The sequence below is a fragment of the Microbulbifer variabilis ATCC 700307 genome (assembly GCF_000380565.1).
Lineage (GTDB): Bacteria > Pseudomonadota > Gammaproteobacteria > Pseudomonadales > Cellvibrionaceae > Microbulbifer > Microbulbifer variabilis.
Genome location: NZ_AQYJ01000026.1, coordinates 376,468 through 397,122, shown reverse-complemented (window position 1 = coordinate 397,122; position 20,655 = coordinate 376,468). Strand labels below are relative to the sequence as shown.

General features: G+C 46.3%; 21 protein-coding genes. 13 read left to right on the top strand and 8 right to left on the bottom strand.

The window, feature by feature from the left end:
• Positions 1–258 precede the first annotated feature (258 nt).
• Genes G367_RS0112590 through G367_RS25690 form a run of 3 tightly spaced genes read left to right on the top strand, consistent with a single transcriptional unit; the run spans position 259 to position 3,832 of the window.
• Positions 259–1,506, top strand: a complete 1,248-nt coding sequence (locus tag G367_RS0112590; protein ID WP_020413491.1) for an HlyD family secretion protein — start codon at positions 259–261, stop codon at positions 1,504–1,506.
• A complete protein-coding gene (locus G367_RS0112585) occupies positions 1,506–3,650 on the top strand; it encodes a peptidase domain-containing ABC transporter (RefSeq protein WP_020413490.1) in 2,145 nt (714 codons plus the stop codon). The genes G367_RS0112590 and G367_RS0112585 overlap by 1 nt, the downstream gene beginning before the upstream one ends.
• Before the next feature lie 41 nt (positions 3,651–3,691).
• Complete coding sequence (locus tag G367_RS25690) at positions 3,692–3,832, top strand: class IIb bacteriocin, lactobin A/cerein 7B family (protein ID WP_020413489.1); 141 nt, start codon at positions 3,692–3,694, stop codon at positions 3,830–3,832.
• Positions 3,833–3,937: 105 nt separating this feature from the next.
• Here G367_RS25690 and G367_RS0112575 read toward each other — a convergent pair whose 3' ends face one another.
• The 4 genes from G367_RS0112575 to G367_RS0112560 form a co-directional block, all read right to left on the bottom strand.
• Positions 3,938–5,722, bottom strand: a complete 1,785-nt coding sequence (locus G367_RS0112575; RefSeq protein ID WP_020413488.1) for a hypothetical protein — start codon at positions 5,720–5,722, stop codon at positions 3,938–3,940.
• A gap of 290 nt (positions 5,723–6,012) precedes the next feature.
• Positions 6,013–6,624 (bottom strand): TPM domain-containing protein, encoded by a 612-nt coding sequence (locus tag G367_RS0112570; RefSeq protein WP_245556691.1) that lies wholly within the window; start codon positions 6,622–6,624, stop codon positions 6,013–6,015.
• Positions 6,624–7,373, bottom strand: coding sequence for a TPM domain-containing protein (locus G367_RS26955; protein WP_020413486.1), 750 nt, complete (start codon positions 7,371–7,373; stop codon positions 6,624–6,626). The genes G367_RS0112570 and G367_RS26955 overlap by 1 nt, the downstream gene beginning before the upstream one ends.
• Positions 7,374–7,388: 15 nt before the next feature.
• Positions 7,389–8,003: a LemA family protein gene (locus G367_RS0112560; RefSeq protein WP_020413485.1), complete on the bottom strand. Its 615-nt coding sequence runs from the start codon at positions 8,001–8,003 to the stop codon at positions 7,389–7,391.
• Positions 8,004–8,089: 86 nt separating this feature from the next.
• Between G367_RS0112560 and G367_RS0112555 the strand changes: the two genes are divergently transcribed.
• From G367_RS0112555 to G367_RS0112520, 8 genes are all read left to right on the top strand, one after another.
• Positions 8,090–8,626: a YaeQ family protein gene (locus G367_RS0112555; RefSeq protein ID WP_020413484.1), complete on the top strand. Its 537-nt coding sequence runs from the start codon at positions 8,090–8,092 to the stop codon at positions 8,624–8,626.
• 14 nt (positions 8,627–8,640) lie between these two features.
• Positions 8,641–9,123: a YajQ family cyclic di-GMP-binding protein gene (locus G367_RS0112550; protein WP_020413483.1), complete on the top strand. Its 483-nt coding sequence runs from the start codon at positions 8,641–8,643 to the stop codon at positions 9,121–9,123.
• Between the two features lie 17 nt (positions 9,124–9,140).
• Positions 9,141–10,070, top strand: coding sequence for an esterase-like activity of phytase family protein (locus tag G367_RS0112545; protein WP_020413482.1), 930 nt, complete (start codon positions 9,141–9,143; stop codon positions 10,068–10,070).
• A 381-nt stretch (positions 10,071–10,451) separates the two neighbouring features.
• The gene (locus tag G367_RS0112540) at positions 10,452–11,390 is read left to right on the top strand and encodes a hypothetical protein (RefSeq protein WP_245556690.1); all 939 of its coding nucleotides are present in this window, start codon (positions 10,452–10,454) and stop codon (positions 11,388–11,390) included.
• A 55-nt stretch (positions 11,391–11,445) separates the two neighbouring features.
• Positions 11,446–12,384 (top strand): esterase-like activity of phytase family protein, encoded by a 939-nt coding sequence (locus tag G367_RS25185; protein WP_020413480.1) that lies wholly within the window; start codon positions 11,446–11,448, stop codon positions 12,382–12,384.
• 344 nt (positions 12,385–12,728) lie between these two features.
• Positions 12,729–13,319 (top strand): uracil-DNA glycosylase family protein, encoded by a 591-nt coding sequence (locus G367_RS0112530; protein ID WP_040628784.1) that lies wholly within the window; start codon positions 12,729–12,731, stop codon positions 13,317–13,319.
• 2 nt (positions 13,320–13,321) lie between these two features.
• Positions 13,322–14,044: a uracil-DNA glycosylase gene (gene ung / locus G367_RS0112525; RefSeq protein WP_020413478.1), complete on the top strand. Its 723-nt coding sequence runs from the start codon at positions 13,322–13,324 to the stop codon at positions 14,042–14,044.
• A gap of 530 nt (positions 14,045–14,574) precedes the next feature.
• Positions 14,575–15,384, top strand: coding sequence for a hypothetical protein (locus G367_RS0112520; RefSeq protein ID WP_020413477.1), 810 nt, complete (start codon positions 14,575–14,577; stop codon positions 15,382–15,384).
• A 203-nt stretch (positions 15,385–15,587) separates the two neighbouring features.
• Here the strand turns inward: G367_RS0112520 and G367_RS0112515 are convergent, their stop codons facing one another.
• From G367_RS0112515 to ygfZ, 3 genes are all read right to left on the bottom strand, one after another.
• Complete coding sequence (locus G367_RS0112515; RefSeq protein ID WP_020413476.1) at positions 15,588–16,187, bottom strand: class I SAM-dependent DNA methyltransferase; 600 nt, start codon at positions 16,185–16,187, stop codon at positions 15,588–15,590.
• A gap of 128 nt (positions 16,188–16,315) precedes the next feature.
• The gene (locus G367_RS23805) at positions 16,316–16,834 is read right to left on the bottom strand and encodes an I78 family peptidase inhibitor (protein WP_020413475.1); all 519 of its coding nucleotides are present in this window, start codon (positions 16,832–16,834) and stop codon (positions 16,316–16,318) included.
• A 171-nt stretch (positions 16,835–17,005) separates the two neighbouring features.
• Positions 17,006–18,046: a CAF17-like 4Fe-4S cluster assembly/insertion protein YgfZ gene (ygfZ, locus tag G367_RS0112500; protein WP_020413474.1), complete on the bottom strand. Its 1,041-nt coding sequence runs from the start codon at positions 18,044–18,046 to the stop codon at positions 17,006–17,008.
• Between the two features lie 114 nt (positions 18,047–18,160).
• Between ygfZ and G367_RS0112495 the strand changes: the two genes are divergently transcribed.
• A complete protein-coding gene (locus G367_RS0112495; protein WP_020413473.1) occupies positions 18,161–18,406 on the top strand; it encodes an FAD assembly factor SdhE in 246 nt (81 codons plus the stop codon).
• Positions 18,381–18,833, top strand: coding sequence for a protein YgfX (locus G367_RS0112490; protein ID WP_157533494.1), 453 nt, complete (start codon positions 18,381–18,383; stop codon positions 18,831–18,833). Before G367_RS0112495 ends, G367_RS0112490 begins: the two co-directional genes overlap by 26 nt.
• Positions 18,834–18,870: 37 nt before the next feature.
• Here G367_RS0112490 and nadB read toward each other — a convergent pair whose 3' ends face one another.
• Positions 18,871–20,487 carry an L-aspartate oxidase gene (nadB, locus tag G367_RS0112485; RefSeq protein WP_020413471.1) on the bottom strand — a complete coding sequence of 539 codons (1,617 nt, stop codon included), beginning with the start codon at positions 20,485–20,487 and terminating at the stop codon, positions 18,871–18,873.
• Positions 20,488–20,655: the final 168 nt, after the last annotated feature.

The following is a 20,655-nucleotide window of genomic DNA, read 5'->3' as shown; positions in this document are numbered from 1 at the left end:
AAATTTAAAGGCGATTTTCTTATGGAGTCAGGGTTGATAATGGCTTTAAATTTTTGAGATTTTTAAAGGTTGAATTCTGGTGTTAGTATGCGGATCTAACCTCGCTAAAAAGCCTATCAATAGATGAGGGCCCCGGTTTATCAGAAACATTACTGGGACGGTTGTTATAAAGTTTTTGGTTTTACTTCGTTGACAGCATTGCTGTGTGAAGATAAAAATCTGACCGTTAAATAATTAACCTGGAATAAGGTAATTGTGGTGACAGGACTGTTTCGCCAGCAAGTTGTAGAAAGGCAAGTGGATCGCTTGCACGGTGGGGTTTTACTCCTGCCGCGTTTTTCACATACCGCTATTCTCGCGCTGCTACTAATTTGGATAGCAGTTGTCTTTATCTGGTTAGCTATTAGCAGTTATGCTCGCAAGGAGAGCGTAACTGGCTGGTTGGAGCCAGCCTCTGGATTGGTGCGGGTTTATGCTGAGCGTTCGGGCATTATTAAACAGGTTCTGGTGCGCGAAGGTGATAGGGTGATTAAAGGCCAACCACTGCTAGTGGTAAATGGAGATCGGATATTAGCTGACGGAAAGAACCTCGAGGCCTTATTATTGACTGAATATGAGAGTCAACAAAAGCTAGTCAATGAGCAGCTTGAGCGCGGCGATAAGATTTATCGTCAACAACTCCATGATGTAGATGAGCGTATTAATGCTAGTAGGGAGGATCTGGCACTACTTGAAAAACAGATAGAATTGCAATCCCGACATTCTGCGTTAGTGGCTGAGCAGGTAGAACGTTACCGTGTTCTAAAGCTAGATGGTCATGTATCCTCTTCAGAACTGGATGCCACCATTGCCCAGGAGTTGGAGCTATATGTCGATCGACAGGAGCTTGAGCGGAGTCGGGTTAATTTACGCAATCAAATTCAGAGGCTTGAAAGAGATCGATTACTACTCCCCGAAGAATACGCTAATAGTAGTGATCAATTGCGAACAAGGCTCTCAGACCTAGCCCAGCAAATAGCTAAATTGCATGGTCAGCGAGCTTATATCGTTAAAGCATCCCGATCAGGAGTGGTTAGTAATTTGCAGGCGTTCGAGGGGCAACAGACGCAAACCCATATTCCAGTTTTATCACTGTTGCCGGAGGGGCATATACTAACGGCACAATTGCTGGTATCTGTACGCTCAGCGGGCTTTCTCAGTCCGGGCCAGCAAGTGAAAATTCGCTATGATGCCTTCCCTTACCAAAAATTTGGTCTCTATGTCGGCACTGTACTGGAAGTGTCAGACACTGTTCTTCTGCCTGATGAGTTACATCGTGTACCTGTAGCTGTGGATGAGCCGGTTTTTAAGGTCATTGTAGAGCTGGCTGATCCTTCGGTTAATGCCTACGGGCGACGCTTTCAACTCAAGCCAGGTATGACTTTATCTGCCGATGTGAATCTGTCGGAGCGAAGCTTATTAGAGTGGTTGCTGGAACCAATTTATAGTTTAAAGGGGCGGTTGTAATGGAAACCAGCGCATGGTCATCGGTAAATAATGGGCGAGCGGAAACCCATTTGAATTTCTCTGTACATCGCCAATTGCCGGTAATTTTGCAGACGGAGGCTGCGGAGTGTGGATTGGTATGTCTGGCGATGATTGCGGGATTTCATGGTTATGATACTGACCTTGTTAGTCTGCGCCACCGATTTCATATTTCCAATCATGGCATCAACCTCAAGACCCTGGTAGATATCGCTGATCGCTTACATTTAGCGGGCCGTGCACTGCGACTTGAAATGGAGGAGTTGGAAGAGTTGCAGTGTCCCTGTGTACTCCATTGGGATATGAATCACTTTGTGGTACTCAAGTCATTACAGCGCGGTACTGCCGTTATTCATGATCCAGCAATGGGGGAGCGGATACTGTCCCTTGAGGAGCTTGCCCAACACTTTACTGGTGTTGCTCTGGAACTTTTGCCGACAGATGAATTTCAACTGGGGGAGGACCGTCAACAGCTTAAGCTACGTCATTTCTGGTCGTCTATCAGTGGGCTAAAACGTAGTTTGGGCCAGATATTGATACTGTCATTGATACTGCAATTGTTTGTTGTAGTTTCCCCTTTCTATATGCAAACCGTGGTGGATGATGTCATCTTGCGAGGGGATGAAAGCCTGCTATTGGTATTAGCTATGGGTTTTGGCTTGTTACTGGCGATACAAGTTGGTACGAATGCGTTAAGGGAATGGGTCATTCTGCATGTTTCTAGTCGGCTTAATGTACAAATGGCAGCAAATCTTTTTCGCCACCTGATTCGTTTGCCGATGAATTATTTTTTTACCCGACATATGGGCGATATAGTCTCTCGCTTTGGTTCCCTGAACAAAGTACGTGAGTTGCTTACCACAGGATTGGTTGCTGCAGTTGTGGACGGAATAATGGCTCTCATTACACTCGTCGCTATGATATTTTATGATATGAAGCTAACGTTAATTGTGCTATTGGCGGTTGCGCTTTATATTATCTTGCGAGTATTGCTGTATCGCCCATTGCATCTCCTTACTGAAGAGGAAATTGTTGTGCAGGCAAAGCATGATTCACACTTTATGGAGTCGGTGCGAGCCATACAGACAATTAAATTATTTCAGCGTGAAAATGATCGTCAAAGTCAGTGGCAAAACTATTTGGTCGATGCCATTAATAAGGATATTCGCATCACTCGCTGGAATATTGGCTATAAAACGGCGAACCGTTTGTTGTTTGGTATAGAAAATCTTTTGGTGATTTATTTTGCTGCAATAGCAGTGATGGGTAATATTTTCACTATTGGTATGCTTTATGCCTATATGAGCTACAAGAACCGCTTTGTACAATCCATGGATGCATTAATCGCAAAGTGGATAGAGTTGAAAATGCTTGGTTTACATTTGGATCGATTGTCTGACATTGTCTTTACTAAGACTGAGTCAATGGGAGAAGTATGTAATCGTAGAGTGGAAATTGATCGGAGTGGACCTCTGCAAGGTAAAATTGAGGTGCGTAATCTTACTTTTCAATATGGTGAAGCGGAAACACCAGCCTTTCAAAATTTGAGCTTTACAATAGAACCCGGTGAAACTGTTGCCATTGTAGGCCCAAGCGGGTGCGGTAAAAGTACTCTTTTAAAGTGCATGATGGGTTTGCTGCAGCCGACAGCGGGGGAGATCCTGATCGATGGTCAGCCTTTAAAGCAAATACCTCACTATCGAAGTCAGATAGCTGGAGTTTTGCAGGATGATCAACTGCTTGCAGGTAGCATTAGCGACAATATCGCCTGCTTTGAACCCAAGATAGATATGCAGGAAGTAGTTCGTAGTGCGAAAAAGGCATGTATTCACGATGAGATAATGTATATGCCCATGCAATACAATACCTTGGTTGGTGATATGGGTACCAGCCTTAGTGGTGGGCAAAAGCAGAGAATTGTGCTGGCACGCGCACTCTATCGTGTACCGCGCATTTTGTTCATGGATGAAGCAACTAGTCACTTGGATACGGCTACAGAATCTTTGGTTAATGACCATATCAAAGGACTTGCCATAACCAGAGTACTGGTTGCTCATAGGCCGGAGACGGTCAGGTCTGCAGGGAGGCGGATTGTATTATCCAGTGCATTTTCTGGAGTTGCTTAGATAAACGGAAATACCCTTAATTTAAATATAGGACTTTACTTATGAAAGAGCTCACGGTCAATGAAATGCAGGAAGTTAATGGTGGCCTTATAAAAACTATTATTAAGATTATTGATAAAATAATAAATGACAATGGGGATGGCGATGCTGAAACAGCTTCCTATACCTCTGAATCAGGCTGAAACAGGAACAGGTGATTATATAGTTAAATCTGCGCCCATATGGGCGTAGATCTTTAGCTGGCTTAGGTGGTAAGTGTTGTGCTCAATAAAAAGTGACTGTTTTGGTTAACGTATAGAAAGAGAGGTAAATGCGAAAATCTTCCAGTGCTTGTCTGACTGAATAACTTCAATATTTGCCCTTATTTCCCGCGTTTTTTTTTCTATCTGCCCCCAATTGTAACCCTCTGCAGTTGCTTGCCACTTGCTGGTGATTCTGAACGCCTTATTCCCATTGATAACTATATGTTTAGCATATTCTACTTCAAGATTATTGATTGAGCGCAACGAACCCGAATTTCCGCTAGAAGTCACTGGTTGAAAAATATGTGAAAGGTTGGTAGTGGTGTTTTTGAAATTTTCGTCGCTAATAAGATTAGATAAGCGGGTGTTTAATGCTTCAGTTTGGGGTTCTTCATATGCAGCGGCCAGCCTCTTAAGAAGTATTTCTACCATTTGTTCAAGTTCTTTTTTGTTGACCGTCCCAGGCAAGGGGATGCGTAGCTCTCCTGGGAGGGTATAGTAAATAGCTCCTGCACAAATAAGTACAATACTGTAAAATAGGATATGGTGCTTGTTTTTCGCCTCTACTCTTCTAGTGCGAAGAGTCAGGATGAAGAAAATAAAAATGCAAAACCCGAAGAGCACTGCCATTGGGATTACGGCGCTGGGGTTTTTAATGAGTACTGGACCGCTATTGGGAGCACGGTAGTCGTATAAGTAGTTGCGCCATTGTATATCTGGAAAATCAGGCGCAACATGGGTGGGAAAGGGGCCTGCAGGGTCTTGAATCAGTGTTGGTACCGAGTTTATAGCATCGGTAAAAATAGTCCAGTCGATACTGACACTCTGAGGCAGCTCTTTAATTTTGAATCTTTCCCTGTAGCCGATAAGTAGGGAGCCGATTTCTATTGATTCATCTTCAGTTATTTTCGTATAGCCTGCCTCATTGGCTTTGAGGAATATTATTTCAGTGCTGATTGGTTCGGATATCTCACGGTCGATAGTAGTTGGGTTTTTGCCCCGTAGGTATTTCAAGGTTGTGCGGCGAAGAAGTTCACGTTTTTTGGTGGTTAATGGCTGCCAGGCATTGAAATTTTGATCAGTCCACCGTAGTAAATCTTTGGGGCGCAATAGTATTTCGTGTCGAATTTGGCGTGGCTCTACATAGAGGAAAGATTGCAATGGATAGCGGTTTTGGCGGTTGAGGCTGTGGTTGGAAAATTTGGTATTCCAGGGGTCTTTCCAGTCAATGTTGAGAGATTCTGTCCGAGATAAGTATTGAAAATTACTGACTGGAGTTTTACCGTGTTGACTGGTAAATCCGATTGTAACTGTTGCCTCTCCATCATTTCCTAGCGGGGGTTGGATATCCAGATGACTTACCCCCTTGATAGGATATTCTATATTTGCCAGTAAAATAATTTCATCATCTGGGAGCTTGGGCGCTCTAAGACCAGTGCGTGGATCAAGCTTGCCAGCGAAGGGGGAGTTTCTTGGTTTTCTTTCGGCGATGCGAATTTCGGAATTTGTCGGTTTGATTTCCCTTTTTTCGGTAAAAATTTTAACAGCAAATTTTTTGTGCTTTTTGACGGCTATAGCCAGTTCATAGATACTTTCTGTGGGAAGGATTTCAGGCCAGAACTTTTCGGCATCTTCCGCTGATATTTCAAATCTGATTTGCAGTTTATCTCCAGTAACTTCAATTTCAGCGATATTTGGAGCAGTCTCGGCACCGGCGTAACCTATGAAGTTGGCATAGGTGATAGATGGTGTCAAAATGACCAAAATAATTCTGGCTAGAGTTCCTATTTTTTTGATAAGTCCTGCTTCTATTGTTCTGATTTGAATCATTTTTAGTAAGAAACTAGTGGGTTGGCTTCATATTAATTAGAACTGGCTAGTTGAGAGGCCTTATTTGTTGTTCAAGGCTCCGTTAGTCTTGACATAGACGTAGTAATTAAATTTTCGAGTGCCGTTCCTATCAGTATAGATTGAACATTCCTCTGACTTGTCCTTAATCAGTGCATGTATTCGTAATTTTACTTATCGAGTTGATTCACACTGTTTTTTTGACGGATACTTCCTTCCCCAGTTATACGCTGAAGCTGTCGATGAATATGTTGGCAGATATGATGTTCAGGTTAGTTAATTAGCACTAAATGATTGGGCAGCTCGTCTTTTACTGCACTTCTAGGTGCGGCCTCTCTCAATAACTCGCCACATTGCGCTATACATGAAAGTAAGGCTTCCCCAGCCTTGCCCCGCTTGATCTCCTGTATAAAGCTTTCGATAATCACCTGCCAATTGTCATTGGTAATATGCTGGGCGAGGCCGCGGTCTGCCAAAATCTCTACATAGTGCTCTGCCTCGCATACAAAAATCAAAAGTCCAAGCCGACCTTTGGTACTGTGTAATTCCTGTTCGAGAAACTGGCGACGGGCGAGGTTGGATGCTCGCCAAAATTTTATCTTTTTGGGGACCAGTCGCATTGTGATGGGGCGCCAGCGGAAAAAAATTGCTAGGGCAATAAATAGTATCCATTGCAGTATAAAAGCCTGTTGGAAGCTAATCCACCAAGGCAGGTATTGGAACAGGGGGGAAAGTAAAAGTGCGAGAAATGCAGCCCACAACGTGGAAATGTATAAGTAGTTGTCCGCTTCTTTTGCTACAACAGCCATTACTTCGGCATCAGTATGGGTTTCCACCTCTTTGATCGCTTCGGCTACTTGGCGTTGATAACTGTTGCTGAGCATTACCATCCTCCCGACGCGCCTCCTCCGCCAAAGCCGCCACCACCTCCGCTAAACCCGCCCCCCGGTCTGCCACCGCTGGAGTAACCGCCTCCAAAACCACCCGTTCCATAGTAGCCGCCGAAGCGGCCTCGCTTATAGCTACGCCTGTGTACGGGTGAACTGAGCATTGAGGTGCCAAACAGGTGCAGCATTACTAAAATCAGGAATATTCCTGCCAAAAAGGCGATGCGTCGGTCTTTTTTATTTTCTATGGGTTCGGCTACATACTCATTTTTTGTGACTGCGATGATAGACTGCACGCCAGTTTCTATACCTTCCGAAAAAGCTCCACGGCGAAATTTCGGCAGTACTTTGGTATGGATAATATTGGCAGCCAATGCGTCTGTCAGTGCGCCCTCCAGACCGTAGCCGACTTCAATGCGAACCTTGCGCTTGTTAGGTGCGATTAAAAACAAAATGCCATTGTTTTTATCCTTATGACCCAGCTTCCATTCTCGTGCCAGCTGGTTGGCGTACTCCTCTATAGTGAGCCCTTGTAGATCTGGCAAAATAGCGACTACGAGTTGATTGCTGCTTTCAGATTCGTATTGCTGGATCTGCTCAGTCAGTCGGTATCGTTCTTCTGATGATAAAAGCTCTTCCTTGTCTATTACGCGCCCCGTTAGTATGGGAAACTGTACATCTGCCCACAGCGACATAGTCATCCATGAGGTGATTAGGGCTAAGGCAAGCAGTGCGGGGCGAATCATAAATTTGACACCTGCCTATTGGAAATTCACCTCTGGAGCCTTCTCCGCCCCCTCAGTGGTAGCTTGGTAAGTCTCACGCAGAGGCATATTGCGGTAAAGAATTACGTGCCAAATCTTACCGGGAAAAGTGCGGATTTCCCGGTTGTAGCGCTGCACAGCCTGGATATAATCCCGCCGCGCCACGCTGATTCTGTTTTCAGTTCCTTCCAGCTGGGATTGAAGACTGAGGAAGTTCTGGTTGGCCTTAAGGTTGGGGTAGCGTTCTACCACGAGCATTAGGCGGGCCAGGGCGCTGGAGAGTTGGGATTGGGCAGCTTCGAATTGTTGCAGCTTGACTGGATCATTGAGTAGGTTGCCATCTAGCTGCATAGAATTTACCTTGGCGCGAGCCTCGGTAACCGCTTGCAGTGTCTCACGCTCATGGCCCGCATAGGCCTGTACTGTTTTTACCAAATTGGGTACCAGGTCTGCCCGGCGCTGGTATTGGTTCTCTACTTGGGCCCAGGCGGCTTTTACCTGCTCATCATAGGTAGGGATGTTGTTGATGCCGCAGCCACTGAGCAAGGCCACCAGCAGGCAGAGTAGGATGCAGTGCCAAGAGGGTAGACTGTTGCCAGCGGCAGAGCTCATGCGGGGTATCCTTATTCTCCTGTAAACCAACCAAGAATAGTCCGCCTTGGTCTCTGTGCTGGGGACGGCACAGAGATGGAGCCGAAATGGCACTAAAAGCAACAATTTTTAAGGCCAAAGTACAAATCGCCGATATGGATCGGGATTATTATGCGGAGCATCAGTTAACTTTGGCCCGTCACCCATCGGAAACCGATGAGCGTATGATGGTGCGCTTGCTGGCATTTGCCCACAATGCTGCGGATTCCCTTGAGTTCACTAGAGGTCTCTCTTCAGATGAGGAGGCGGACCTGTGGCAGAAAAGCCTCAATGGTGAGATAGATCTATGGGTGGAAGTAGGTCTTCCTACTGAGGAGCGTGTGCGTAAAGCCAGCAATCGGGCTGAGCAAGTTTTAGTTTACAGTTACGGGCGGCGTACTGCGCCAGTGTGGTGGCAAAAGCTGGAGAGCCAGCTTACACGTTTTGATAACCTCAGGGTTTATCATTTGGCTGCAGACGCTACTGAACAGCTGACGGCGATGGCCGAGCGAAATATGGAGTTCAGCATTTCCATTCAGGATGGTCATATATGGCTAGCTGATGGTACTAACAACGCGGAGATTACTCCGGAAATCTGGAAATAGGAGCAGAAAAATTAATGCCTTCATTTGATATTGTATCTGAAGTGGATAAGCATCAGCTGACAAACGCGGTGGATCAGGTGAATCGCACAGTCACCAACCGTTTTGATTTTAAAGGCGTGGATGCTGAAGTGGAGATGAGTGAATTCTCTCTGGTGGTTCGTGCTGAGGTGGATATGCAGGTTGACCAGATGGTGGATATGTTACGTGGTGCGTTGATCAAATGTGATATTGACCCCTTGGCGATGGATGTAGGAGAAAAAGAACAGTCTGGGAAGCAGGTTAAAGTAGGTGTGACCTTAAAGAACGGGCTTGACAAAGATCTGTCAAAAAAAATCGTTAAACTGATCAAAGATGAAAAGCTTAAGGTGCAGGCGGCTATTCAGGGTGAGCAAGTACGAGTTACTGGTAAGAAGCGCGATGATCTGCAGCAGGTAATTGCCTTGCTGCGCAGTAAGGAGTTGGAACAACCGCTACAGTTCAATAACTTCCGCGATTAACTGGGTTTGTAGTTTTTATGCGTTTTTTCTTCAGTTTTATATTTATGTTGCTTTCACCACTGGTGGTAGTGGCAGAAGTGAGCTCTGCCAGGTTAAAGGCCAGCTATTGGGTGAATAATAGCGCGGGCCTGGATATTTCCGGCTTAAGTTTTTGTGCCGGCAGGCTACTTGCAGTTTCCGATAAAAATTCTGGAGAAATTTATACACTAAAGTTGCGCGACGGGGATGCCGATCTGGTATCCCATCTTCAACTAGATGGCTTAGGTGTGCCTGAGCATGATGAGCCTGTGAGTTTCTGGGAGGCATTTAAGGAACTCTTTCGCCCAGCTGATGAGCTGGACTTCGAAGGAGTTAGCTGTGATGGAAGCACCATTTATCTTGTCAGTGAGCACTATAACCGTATTGCTGTGGTGAGCGACCAGGGAAAAGCAAGCTGGCAAGAGTACCTATGGTCACCCGCCGCGAAATCTCAAGGCTACTTGCAAAAAGCCAATGCTTCCAGTGAGGGGTTGGTAAAGGCCGGTGACGTCTTCTGGGTAGCTATGGAGCGCGAACCGCGGGGCTTGCTGAAACTGAACTCGAGCGGTGGTGCCAGTGTGTTTTCTTTACCATCGGTAGCTGGCCTCGACTTTAGAGGGCGCTCGGAAGACCTGACCGGCTTGGATTATTACGACGGGGCTTTGTTTACCCTGGAACGTAATGCGCATGCGGTATGTCGCAGGGCTCTGCCAAGCCTGAAGGCGGAATGGTGCCTGGATTACCATGCCCTTGAAGTGTCCCCAGAACGTGTCTACGAAGAGACTCGCTATGGCAAGGGGGAGGGATTGGCTGTCAATCAGCAAGGTATTTTTGTAGTGCTTGATAACAATAATGTAGGCCGCGCTCTGGCTCCCGATGATAAACGTGCACTACTACTTCACTTAGCTTTCCCCAGAGATAATCAATAGTTATTCAAATTATATGGAATGAGTTCAGTTCATCTCTGAGGTTATTAGGAGCTGCCTAGCCAATATGGCGCATAATTTGCGTTATATCTGATTTTTTAACCCCGAGGTTGGCAATCTCCAAACAATGGCCTTCTACAAAAGAGCAAATTATCGACAAATTGCTGATAAGTGTTGGGGCTACTATGATGAGCAACAGCTGACTTTGCATATCGTATCTATAAGCCGATGTGAGTATGTCGCCAGTTTCCTGGTAACGCTTAGATCCTGATTCTACTGTAGGAGTATTTTCTGATTAATGAGAGGACAGCTTAGCGTTAAAAACTTTATCGATAATGATGTAGTTCTAGAGCTTTATTGTTTCCATAGTAAATGGAATTTACCGTGAAAAATCGTTTTTTATCTGGTGCTGTTGGGATATTACTCTCACTGACAGGGCAGGCAACTGAAATTATTCCCGCAAAAAAAATCACGCACTACTGGGTTGATGGTAGTGCTGGATTGAGCCTTTCTGGCTTGAGTTTCTGTGGTGATAGCTTGGTTACAGTTTCAGATAAATACTCAAGAGAAATTTATCGAATTAAGATTGAGGATGGAAGTGCAAAATTGGAAACTTTCTTAGAGATTTCAGGGTTGAAAGTTCCAAAGAAAGATAAGCCAAAAAATTTTTGGCATTTTTTTCTTGAGCTTACCCGTCCGGCTTCCGCGATGGACTTTGAGGCAATTAGTTGCACTAATAAATCCATTTATTTACTGAGCGAACGTTACAATCGTATTGCTGAGGTAAATATGCGGGGCAAGGGGCACTGGCTGGAAAATATGTGGTCCTCAATGGCAAAAGCTCAGGGTTATATGCAAGGGTACAACCTTTCTGGTGTTGGGTTGGCAAAGGTAAAGGATTATTTTTGGGTGGCTATGGAGCGTGATCCTCGTGGTTTGGTAAAGCTTGGTCCTGATGGGAGTGTCCAGATATTTACACCGCCACCAGTAAAAGATTTGGATTTCCGTGGGGAGTCTGAAAATTTGGCCGGTTTAGATTACTACGATGGAGCTTTGTTTACTCTTGAGCCAAATGCTTATGCGGTGTGTCGAAGGGCTCTGCCAAGCCTAAAAGCAGAATGGTGTTTGGACTATCGAGAAATAGAGGAATCCTCTGAGCTTAAGTATGAGGCTTCTCGCACGGGGGGTAAGGGAGATGGTCTAGCTATCGGAGAAGGGGGCATTTTTATCGTGTTCGATAATGATAATATTAGTCGTAGTGCTGATCCACAAGACCGACGCGCCCTCTTTTTACAGCTGGTTTTCCCGGAAGTTGTTGATTAGATTGAACGGAGACATATGAATTGGTTATAAAGCTAAGCAGTAATTTGGGCCCGTTATGATTAAGAGCTTTCTTTATGTAATTACCGGCGTATTACTCTCAGTTACGGGAGTAGGAGCTGAAGTTATTCCCGCAAAAAAGATAAACCACTATTGGTTGGATGGTAGTGTGGGAGAAGGTATATCTGGTCTGAGTTTTTGTTATGGGGAGCTGCTCACGATTTCTGATAAAAATTCAAGGGAAATTTTCACCCTAAAACGAGAAGGCAGACACGCAAAATTAGCTTCTTATTTGCAGCTTTCAGGACTAACTGTTCCCCAAAAAGATAAGCCTAGAAATTTTTGGCATTTTATCTTGGACCTATCCAGGCCAGTGGGTGCAATGGATTTTGAGGGAATTACATGCTCCGATAAATATATCTATATAGTAAGTGAGCGTTACAATCGTATTCTTGAAGTGGACCGGCAGGGGAACGCTCACTGGTTGGATGCTATGTGGACCACCGAGGCCAGAGCTCGAGGTTACATGCAGGGCTTCAACCTTGCTAGCGAGGGCTTAGTGAAAATTGGTGATGACTTTTGGGTAGCTATGGAGAGTGAGCCTCGCGGTTTGGTAAAGCTTAGCCCCAATGGCGATGTTCAGCTTTTTACTCCACCACCGGTTGCCGGATTGAACTTTCGTGGAGAGCCTGAAGATCTGGGAGCGCTTGATTATTATGATGGCGGGTTATTTACTCTGGAGCGAAATGCTTATGCCGTATGCCGAAGAGTTCTGCCAAGCCTCAAAGCTGAATGGTGCTTGGACTACCGAGAAATTGAAAAATCTTCTGAGTTACAATATGAGGGGCATCGCACTGGAGGCAAGGGAGATGGGTTGGCTGTAGGGAAAGAAGGTATATTTATAGTGTTTGATAACGATAACATCAGCCGCAGTGCAAATCCTCAGGATCGCCGCGCGCTCTTGTTACATTTGGCCTTTCCTGAGCGTGTCCAGTAAAGCCAGATTTGGGGAGTGTATCTGCTACTTGTGGTTGGTTTTTTGTAGATACCCTGAAGGTTTAACCAGTCAAGATTTATGTGGTAAGGCCTTGAATATCTTAGAGTGTAATCCTTACCCTCTTTTCCAGAGATCCCTGCTTACCCAGCAAGCGAGGTTATGGCTGATTTGCCATGCTTGGTGAGTTGCTTGGAGATCTATTCCAGCGACGATAGCCATAAGGTCGCTGTCTAAAACTAAAGTATATTTGTGATGTTTAACAGCCTTAATATCAGTTGGGCTAGAGCTTCCAGAGTTCGTTTGGGACTGATGTTGTGTCTGGTTTTCCTGAAGGTTGAGAATTAGTGGCAAAGAAGAAATTATCTACATTGCTGGAAGAAATACGAGCTTGTCGCTTGTGTGAGGAGCATCTGCCACTGGGGCCCAATCCCGTTCTGCGTGCAGCAGAGTCGGCACGTTTGCTGATAGTTGGCCAGGCGCCGGGTACCAAAGTCCATGCTTCCAGTATCCCTTGGAATGACCCATCCGGCGACCGCCTTCGAGATTGGTTATCGATAGATAGGCAGGTGTTCTACGACGAATCCGAGATTGCCATCATTCCTATGGGTTTTTGCTACCCTGGTCGTGGCAAGGGAGGAGATTTACCTCCGCGTCCTGAATGCGCCACTACCTGGCATCAGCGCCTGCTGGAGCAGCTGCCAAACTTGCAACTTACTCTATTGGTGGGACAATACGCCCAGCGCCACTACTTGCCGCATTGGTATGGCAGTATTACTGAGAATGTGCGCCATTATCGCGATGCCTTGCCGGCCCGCTATTTCCCTTTACCGCACCCCAGTCCACGCAATACCTTATGGTTGCGTCGCAGACCTTGGTTTGAGGAAGAAGTGGTGCCGGAGCTGCGAAGACAAGTTAAGAAAATATTCAAGGTTTAATAATGCCGGTTCCGGACAATATCAAAATTCATCCTTCCTGGTACAGTGTGTTGGGCGAGGAGTTCAAGCAGCCTTATATGGCCCATTTACGTCAATTCCTGAGGGGAGAGAAAGAGGCCGGTAAGCGGATTTACCCTCCTGGTGGGCAGATTTTCAATGCTTTTAACTCCACCCCCTTTAATCAGGTGAAAGTAGTGATTCTTGGTCAGGATCCCTATCACGGACCTGGCCAGGCTCATGGCTTGTGTTTTTCTGTAATGCCGGGTGTCCGTATCCCGCCCTCTCTACAGAATATCTATAAAGAGTTGTATTCGGATCTGGGTATTGCTCCTGCCCATCACGGTTGCCTCCAGCCCTGGGCGGAGCAGGGTGTACTGCTGCTCAACGCTACCCTTACCGTAGAAGATAGTAAGGCCGGTGCTCACCAGGGCCGTGGTTGGGAGCAGTTTACTGATGCCGCCATTCATAAATTGGCGGAACAGCGAGAAGGTTTGGTATTTGTGCTGTGGGGTAGTTACGCGCAGAAGAAGGGAGGCTTTATTGATCGCAACAAGCATTTGGTGTTGCGCGCTCCACATCCATCTCCCCTATCGGCTCATCGCGGCTTCTTTGGCACCCGACCTTTTTCTCAAGTCAATCATTGGTTGCAACAGCGTGGTGAAAAGCCGATTGAATGGGCATTGCCAGAGGCTAATCGGTTGCAGAGGGTTGCTGTAGAGATTTAAGTGTCTGCTAATTTATATTGATTATGTTAGTTGGGGATCTTGTTTAGGGTTATTGGTTTATAGTTGGTTAGCCTTAATTTTTCATAAAATAAGCACTTTGGGGTGGTCGCTTGAATATAGGGGCTGCTCCTTTCTTTTGGTGCTTAAACTCTCAATTTAAGGTTTATTTACCGCTCTTTATCCTATAAAGATTATTTTTGCGTCTTAGCAGTTAAGCCTTAAAGCTATGTGGAGAGAGTGGTTTATGAATTCTTACTGAATTTATATTGTTTTGTGTTTTGGGGTCCGTCGCGCATTTAATTAGATTGATATTTTTTGTCTGTATTGTTCAATAATATGTGTCAATTCTGTTTGCGCCTTTTTGGGGTTGGGTTGCCGTCTGATTGATCGTGGTGACTGTTTGGTAGGGGGTATTTGTCTATAGCATTCTTATCCATTGAGAAGAAAAAAAGTGTTCTTGGCTTTATACTGGATTTTTAGTCTTAATATCATAAATTCTTGTGGCCAAATTACTTTGAGTGGTGGGTGCAGTGGAATATCTGTTCTTGGATACTGTTCTAGATTGGTTGTCTGCTCCATTTGTTGAGGCGGCCTTTACCACATTGTTTATTGGTACGGCAGCGTTTTGTAAAAAGAAGTTTGATGCGAAGTCTTACCGGGCCCTTTGGGATAGATTTTTGGGCGACTCTAAGGCTGATATCCATGTTGTTCTTCCGTTAATCAAGCAAAAAACTCTATATTCAGATATTACGAAGACGCAAAGTCTTATCCCGGATAATGTATTATTTATGCCTTATGACGAATCTCTCGCAATACAGCTTTTGAAAGATAGGATTAAGAAAGTATATCCTAAAAGGAAGGTGGTTTTTCACGATTCACATAATTTTGTCCATGATCAAAAAACATTTATATGTATAGGTGGTCCAGCTATCAATGTTGTAAGCCGTGATTTGTTGCTGACCAGGAAGATTGACTCAAAATTTAAAGTGGATTTTTTGGGACGCTTTGCGAATGATGAGACTGATGGGCGGGTATATATGTCAAACACTTTAGATGGTTCTATCACTGAGGATTATGGTTTTATTTTCATAACGGAGAACCCCTACCAGCGGGATAGCTGTGTGTGTTTAGTTTTTGGGATATGGTCTCATGGAACTTACTCTGCGATCCAGGCATTGTGTGGTAAGGGTACCCATCTACCTGAGCTTGCAAATAAGTTAAAGATAAATAAGTCACTTTTTGCTATTACAAAGTCCACTGTAAGGGGGATGGTAACGGGCTTTCCATCTGTAGAAAAGGTAAGGAAGATAGAGAGTGCGATTTCATCAAACCCTAATTAGATTTGCTGTTGTGGATGTGTTTTTATTAAAAAAATAAATAGAACCTGCTAATTATGTGTTGGAGTGGTCTGTCGGATCAAGTTGAAGGGTAGGTTGTCTTTGGGTATTTTATTTTTAATGGCTGGTTCTTGGGTGCAGAGTGGGTGATATTCAGGGCGTGGAAAGATTATTGTGTAGTTACGAGTTTTGTGCAAAATTTATTTTCAGTTTTTTTGAATAATTAAATAAGCGTGTAGTTCTGGATGTTGATCGTATTCGAGGTGTCTGCACGTACAGTCTAAGCTGAGGGTTAATTTAAGAAACCCAGCTATGCCCAGCGTTGAGTAATACATTTCTGGGCCCATGGTATTGTTTCTGTGCTCGCTGGGTCCATCTGTGCCGCCGAAGGAGAAAATTAACACTCCACCCCTGTTGAGTCTTTTGACTAGCCTTGTTAAGACATCCTTTTGTTTTTCAAGAGGAATATGCCAGATACTATCCCAGGCAGTAATAAAATCGTATTGCTCCTGACTTTCCCATAGACATATATCCTGATGATGGAAGGTGATATCCGGGTGGCGCTTTTTTGCTAAAGTGATCATTTTAGCAGAAATATCAATTCCTTCTGGCGCAAAGCCTTCAGTTTGAAGTAGCTCTATAAACCTCCCTGTACAGCCGCAACCAACATCAAGTGCCATACCTCTGTTCTTTACAAAAGCCAAGGCTCGTTTATGTTGTTCAATTCCGTTTGCTGCATTAAACACTTTACGCTCCCATAAATGGGTTATTTCATCGTAGGCTTTTCCGGTTTCTTGAGGATTCATATTTTTAAATTCTCAGGTGGGTAGTCTGAAGCTTGTTTGAATATTCTTTGATTTGACTTGGTTGAAATTATTGTTTTTATGTGCTGAGTTATTCTGAACGTTTTAAGGGCGAGTTGTATTCCCCTCTTTCAACCCTTCCAAATATTAACAATATTTCCATTGTTATCCAGCTCTATATTTACACGTTCAGGGCGAAAATCTTCAGTCAGAGCTTCACCAGTTTTATAGATACGTGAATATTTTCCGATGATGCTAGATATAGGGAGTTTCTTTATTTCATGGTTTTTTATTTTCGCTTGGTAAGGTGAGAGATTACCGATTTCATTAGTTAGTCTAAATGTCGATGAGCCATCAAGTCCCAGTTTTTTTCTGTCAAAAGATAAGTTGACACCTTCCAGGGATAGCGCTTCACAGTGGTCAGGTTTAATGCGTGTGACTGTGACTTGATAGGGCGGCAGCCCTGTGGTCCCTTTATTGACGTCAATATTGAAATCTTCTTTCTTGGTGCACCCTCCAGATGTGACGCGTAAATCAAGTGTTTCGGGGCGTACAGTTATCCCCAATAGCACTTCTCCAGCTGATTCGGAAAGTGCTGAATAAGATGTAAATAGGACTGCAATTAAAATTGCAACAGAAAAGGGTTTCATATTTTATCACCTTGTGATGTTTGTAGGATTTCGTTATAGCCATGAATTTAAAGGGTCGTAGAAGGATTGGTTGATCTTGTGTGAAATTTCTTGGTGGGAGGAGAGGGGCTGATTAGATTCATTGAAAAGGGCGGCCATAAACCGCCCTCGGAGTATTTACTTCGGCTTTAGCTAGGCTAGAGGATCGGCATCTGCATCATAGGGGAGTTCCTGAATTTCCAGGATGCGGCCGTCTTCCAAATGAAGCTTTTCACCGGCTGCGACTTTGGCAATAGTAAGGACAGCGAGTAGCTCTATGCCGTCTTTACTGTGACAGGCCTCTACCAGGTTGCCAATGCTTTGTTTGCCATCCCCGAAAACTTCCAGGCCGCTGATAGGGAGATCGCCTCCTGTACTTTTTGCGCGATATAAGCGGCGTTTTGCGGCGCCGCGAAATTGCATACGTGCAACCACTTCCTGGCCGGTGTAACAGCCTTTCTTAAAGCTGACGCCGCCAAGTAAGTGTAAATTAGTCATCTGAGGGATGAACATTTCTGAGGTGGCGGCATCAACTTGGGGAATGCCGGCCTCTATCTGTCCCTTTTGCCAAAGGTCATAGCCAGTCGCTTCACACTCTGGGGAGAGGTTTTGCCAGAGCTGCTGAGCTTTGGTGACTGGCACCAGTAGCGCAAGCTGGGCTTCATTAACCGCCTGGGCGATGCAGCGCTCGCCATCGAAATCAAAAGTGACTACTTCACCGGGGGAGGGAGGGGCGAAGCCAAGTAGCTGTGCTGTTTGCTGTGCGACGTTTTGACCTTGCAAGCCGAGCCAATGGCTGTCATCGCTGATATCTGTCAATTCTGCTTTAAAAAACACTGCGTACTTACTTAGGGCCTGTTGGGCAATCGGAGCGAGGTTGCGAGGAAGACGCAGAATAAATTCGCTCTGGGACAGCTTGAGGGCACTGAAAGCGCTGATCATACGGCCTTTAGGATTGCAGTGGGCGCCTAGGGTGCTGTGCTTGTCTGGTAGATTTACCAGATCGCAGGTGAGCTGGCCCTGTAAGAATTTCTGGCTGTCCGGGCCTTTGATCGAAACAGCGCCTTGGGGGCCAAGATCGATAAGGTGCAGTGCCTGCGGGTCATCCGTGCTGGTTAGAGGGAAGTGAGCTTTGCCGCCTTCCCAAATGGCGCCTTCGCTGCTGAGAAAATCCTGCCACTGTTGCTGGTCCATAGTGCTGCCACCTCCGGTTGTCTTGGTGGCAATATCTGGGGGTTGGAGCGCCCATTTTCAAGTTTGGCCAGGCTGCAGGTATACTGCACCCTTTAACTTGGTTGGAAAAGAAGTATGGATCGCAACCGCCTGTTTTGGGCCAGTCGCCGCGGAATGTTGGAGCTGGATCTGGTGCTGCTGCCATTTTTGGAAAATGTATATGAGACCCTGGAACCTGAAGATCAGCAGCGTTATATTCGGTTGTTGGACGAGCAGGATCAGGACCTGTTTGCCTGGTTCCTCCGCCGTGAAGACCCGGCCGACCCAGATCTCCAGCGAATAGTACAAATTATCCGTGACAACACCGGTTTGCGCGAGTAAAGGTTCCCCTCTCTATTTTGAGCGCAGCGCCCGCCTGAGTTGTGTCGTTGCGCCATCCTCTATCTTATTTTTTCTTCTTTCAATGGCTGTGCTTCAAGCTGCAATTCTATTGTGGCTCTGCGGGCTGCCCTCCTGGTTATTCTGGATCCTGCTGACTGTTATCTTGGTATTTGCCTATTGGGAGGTACGCAGTTTGGCGCAGATGGTGGGTATATTATCTACTCGAGAGCGTCGCTGGTTTTGGCGGGTGGTTGGTGATAATGAGCGCCAGTTCTCTTTCCGTGGTGAGCTGGTCTTATGGGGCTGGTTAGTGGTTATTAATGGGAGAGACTTACAGGGCAGGTCGTTGCGTTTGGTGTTGGCACGGGATGCAATAAGCCCTAACGACTGGCGCAGGCTGCAGGCGGCTCTGCGGTTCTCCCGTTAGGGGGATCGGTAGTCTGGGCCGCCTCTATTCTAAATTGCTAGATAAATTGTCGCTGATTGGCGAAGTTCTCAGGTACCAGAACGGTATCCATAGCCAGCTCCCTTAGGCCTGGGTAGTCTAGGGAATAGTGCAGGCCACGGCTTTCGCGGCGGTCCAGGGCTGAGCGAATAATTAGTTCTGAAACCAGTGCCAGGTTACGCAGTTCCACTAAGTCGTTGGTGATGCGGTAGTTGGCGTAAAACTCGCGAATCTCTCGCTGCAAGAGTTTTACCCTATGCTGGGCTCGTAGCAGGCGCTTGCGTGTGCGCACGATTCCTACGTAATCCCACATGAAGCGACGCAGTTCATCCCAGTTGTGCGAGATCACAACATCTTCATCTGAATCTGTTACCCGTGAAGCGTCCCAGCCTGGTGCGCGGCGTGGTACCTGTACTGAATCGAGGTGCTCCTCAATATGCAGTGCGGCAGAGCGCGCATATACCAAGCACTCCAAAAGCGAGTTACTGGCTAGGCGGTTGGCGCCATGCAGGCCAGTAAATGTCGTTTCGCCAATGGCGTACAGCTGGTCCAGGTCTGTGCGGCCGTGATGGTCCACCATAATGCCGCCGCATGTGTAATGGGCGGCAGGAACCACTGGGATTGGTTCCCGGGTAATATCGATGCCGTATTTCAGACAGTTGCTGTATACCGTAGGGAAGTGTTCCCGCACAAAGTCGGGGTCTTTGTGGGAGATATCCAGGTACAAGCAATCTGCACCCAGGCGCTTCATCTCATGGTCAATTGCCCGGGCGACGATATCCCGAGGGGCCAGTTCGCCACGCCTGTCAAAGCTCTCCATAAAACGGCTGCCGTCAGGCAGCTGCAATTGTGCACCTTCGCCGCGTAGAGCTTCAGTTATAAGGAAGGCTTTGGCTTTTGGATGGTACAGGCAGGTGGGGTGGAACTGATTAAATTCCATATTGGCAACCCGGCAACCAGCGCGCCAAGCCATGGCAATACCATCGCCACTGGCTCCGTCGGGGTTGCTGGTATAGAGGTAAGCTTTGCTGGCACCTCCTGTGGCGAGCACCACAGCCTTGGCCTGAATAAGCTCGACCTCTTCAGTATTTTTATTCAGAACATAAGCGCCAGCACAGCGAAAACGCCCCTTCTCGGGATCAGGCTGGCGGATCAGGTCTATGGCGACGCGGTGTTCAAAACAGTCGATATTGGAGCTGTTAAGCACCTTTACCAGCAGAGTGCTGTGTACGGCTTTACCAGTAGCGTCAGCACTGTGAATGATGCGGCGATGGCTGTGCCCCCCCTCTTTCGTAAGGTGGTAATCCTCCCCCTCGCGGGTAAAGTCTACGCCCTGGTTGATCAGCCAGCGAATAGCAGCGGTACTCTCCTCCACCGTGAAGCGTACAGACGATGGGTGGCAGAGTCCTGCACCCGCGTCTAATGTGTCTGCAATGTGCGACTCCACCGAATCCATCTCATCTAGCACTGCAGCGATGCCTCCTTGGGCGAACCAGGTGGAGCCGTCCTGCAGGCGCTGCTTGGAGAGCAGAGCTACGCGATACTTGGTTGAGAGGTGCAAGGCCAGGGTAAGGCCGGCGGCACCGCTGCCGATTACGAGAATGTCGTAGTTTGCCTGGGCATTCATAGATTTCATTTATCTTTTAGGGTCGCGTAGTATAGCGCCTCCTGATTATTCGTCGATTTGACGTGGAACTTATGTCCTATTGTCAGTGTCATCAACAAAGTAAAAGAAACGCCTGCGCCGGCAGCCCCTTAATAATGACAAGTGGCGCCCGCAGTGTGGCTGGATATGGGAGTTGGG